Genomic DNA, 2,216 nt, shown 5'->3' with positions numbered 1-2,216 from the left:
CTAACATCATCTAACAGTGCATTGGTAGACGCATTGGTGGTGACACCTTCTAGTTTCGCCGCCTGTGTGTAGGTAGGACCTAAAATGAAAAACCCAAATTCTCTATCGGTTACCATCAAATTTCCAGAGGCAAAATAAGGATACACTCCCCAGTTTCCAACCGTTGAAGTTGAGGTTCCTGGATAGGTATCATAATTCCCAACCTCAACCATGTTTTCAGGATCTGAGACATCGTGTATAACTACTCCATCTGCGTAATAACTAGTTATGATGTAATCATCCAAGACATGGGTGTTATGCGGAACGGTGTTGGTTCCAGGGTTAGATTGAATTCTATCTAACTCTACTATGGCGCTAGGATCCGATACGTCATAAGCAGTAAGGAATGAGTTGGTAACTTCATCCGTTGTAAATACTGTATGACCATCATCACTTGGCCAAATGTTATGTGCAAAGTTTGTTGGGGTATCTTTTGAACCCAGAACAACAGGATTTGCTTTATCACTTACATCTACAACGGTAAAAAAACCTTCATAAATGTGCGCAAAATACGCCGTATCGTTACGTACAAAACCATCATGACAATAATAAGGATCGAACTCGCCTACCCAAGTTGGTTGTAGCGGATTAGGATTAAGATCGTATATCTGCACCCCTCTGTTACCGATGTTAGAACCAAAAATGTAACAATATCCATTTTCATCTATCCATAAGTTGTGCGCAGTTCCGAGAGTATCGATTCCATTGCCTACCGTAAAATAAGAAGTTGGTATTTGTGTATTATTGGGGAGTCCACTCAAATCCATGATAAGCAAACCTGCCTCAGCTTCAGTGGTAACATAAGCGTAATCACCAAAAGTTTTCAAATCCCTCCAAACACTGTAAGCCCCTTGTGTCCAAAATATCTCTTGTGGATTATTTGCCTGGGTTACATCAACAACAGCTACCCCGTTTTCGGCACCTACTAACGCATATTCATTGTTAAATTCATCAGTATACCCCCAAACATCATTCAAAAAGGTATTATGGGTACTCACATAGTTTATATGGGAAAGGCTATCTATATTCAGTTGGGCGTACGCTGTAAAACAAGTAGCGAACACAACTGTTATGGCGACATGTAGGAGGTTCTTCATCATGGAATAAATGTAACAAAAAACGCCCGAAAAAGATGTTCCTCGGGCGACTTCCTTACAATATAAAAAATGCGGCTATTATAAATACGATGATGATGACCAAATACTGCCAAACATCCACGAAATACGGATGATATTTCTTAAATGTCTCTTTTAACTTCATGCCGCGAAGGTAAAAAGAACTTCTCTAAAAACTCAGCAATTGAGAGAGTTTTGCTTGAAGTGCTTTGAGCTCTTCACTTTTTTCTGCGATCAATTTATTGTTGGTTTCTAACTTCGTTTCAACTTCAGTTTTCTTTGCTGCTGCAGTATTATTATCTGCCTTTAGCTCTTCAACTTCTTGTCCGTTGTCAGCAATATCCTTCTCCTCATCTTTTATTTTCTCTTGGTATTTTTCAATCTTTAGCTGTGCTTTCGCAACCTTACTTTCGTATTTGGCAATTTTCTTTTCGTTCTTAGAAATCTCTTTGGCCAAATCTGTTTTTTCATCTATATCTTTGGCACGTTGCTTATTCAATTTTTCAAGCTCTTCGGTTTTCACTTCTATCCTTTCATTTACCACATCGGCATAATAGGATTTTGTAAAATCCTTCATTAAATCTTTGATTACATTGGCTTCAGAAGCATATTTTTCGGAGTTTACATAATCTCCATTGCTAAAGCTCATAAATAAGGAAACTAGATTACTCGTTCCGTTCTCCTGAATTTTAAACAAAAGGTTAAACACCTTATCACTTATTCTAGAGTTGTTCAATCCCTCACCTTTTAAACTGCTACCTAAGCCTTTTACCTCTATAGCATACCTATCTTCTAAAAAGTCTTTAAATTTCTTTTTAATATCCTTACCATCACCCTGAACTCCTACTATGAAAGAGTTGCATTGCTTATCATCTAGCATTTGCATTTGTTCATCAACGGTTATACTGGTGGGTATATCTAATTCTTGGGCGTCAAGTGTTAGTGTCATAAGACACAAGAGTAATGTAAAAATCTTCTTCATTCTTGGTTGTTTATAGTTTCTGAATCTTTTAAGGTTTTGATTTCTTTCTGTAAAGATTTGATCTCTTTGTTTTTCTTACT

The 2,216-nt window shown here is 37.3% G+C and carries 2 protein-coding genes; both read right to left on the bottom strand.

All coding sequences use genetic code 11. The features are described from left to right. On the bottom strand, window positions 1-1,139 hold a 1,139-nt coding region (locus tag R3333_RS14190; protein WP_318959424.1), incomplete at its 3' end, for a choice-of-anchor B family protein. 184 nt (window positions 1,140-1,323) lie between these two features. Continuing rightward, window positions 1,324-2,136 carry a hypothetical protein gene (locus tag R3333_RS14185; protein WP_318959423.1) on the bottom strand — a complete coding sequence of 271 codons (813 nt, stop codon included), beginning with the start codon at window positions 2,134-2,136 and terminating at the stop codon, window positions 1,324-1,326. Window positions 2,137-2,216: the final 80 nt, after the last annotated feature.

Source organism: Lishizhenia sp., assembly GCF_033720595.1.
Lineage (GTDB): Bacteria > Bacteroidota > Bacteroidia > Flavobacteriales_D > Crocinitomicaceae > Lishizhenia.
The sequence above is the reverse complement of the archived record's forward strand: the minus strand, read 5'-3'. Positions and strand labels throughout refer to the sequence as shown.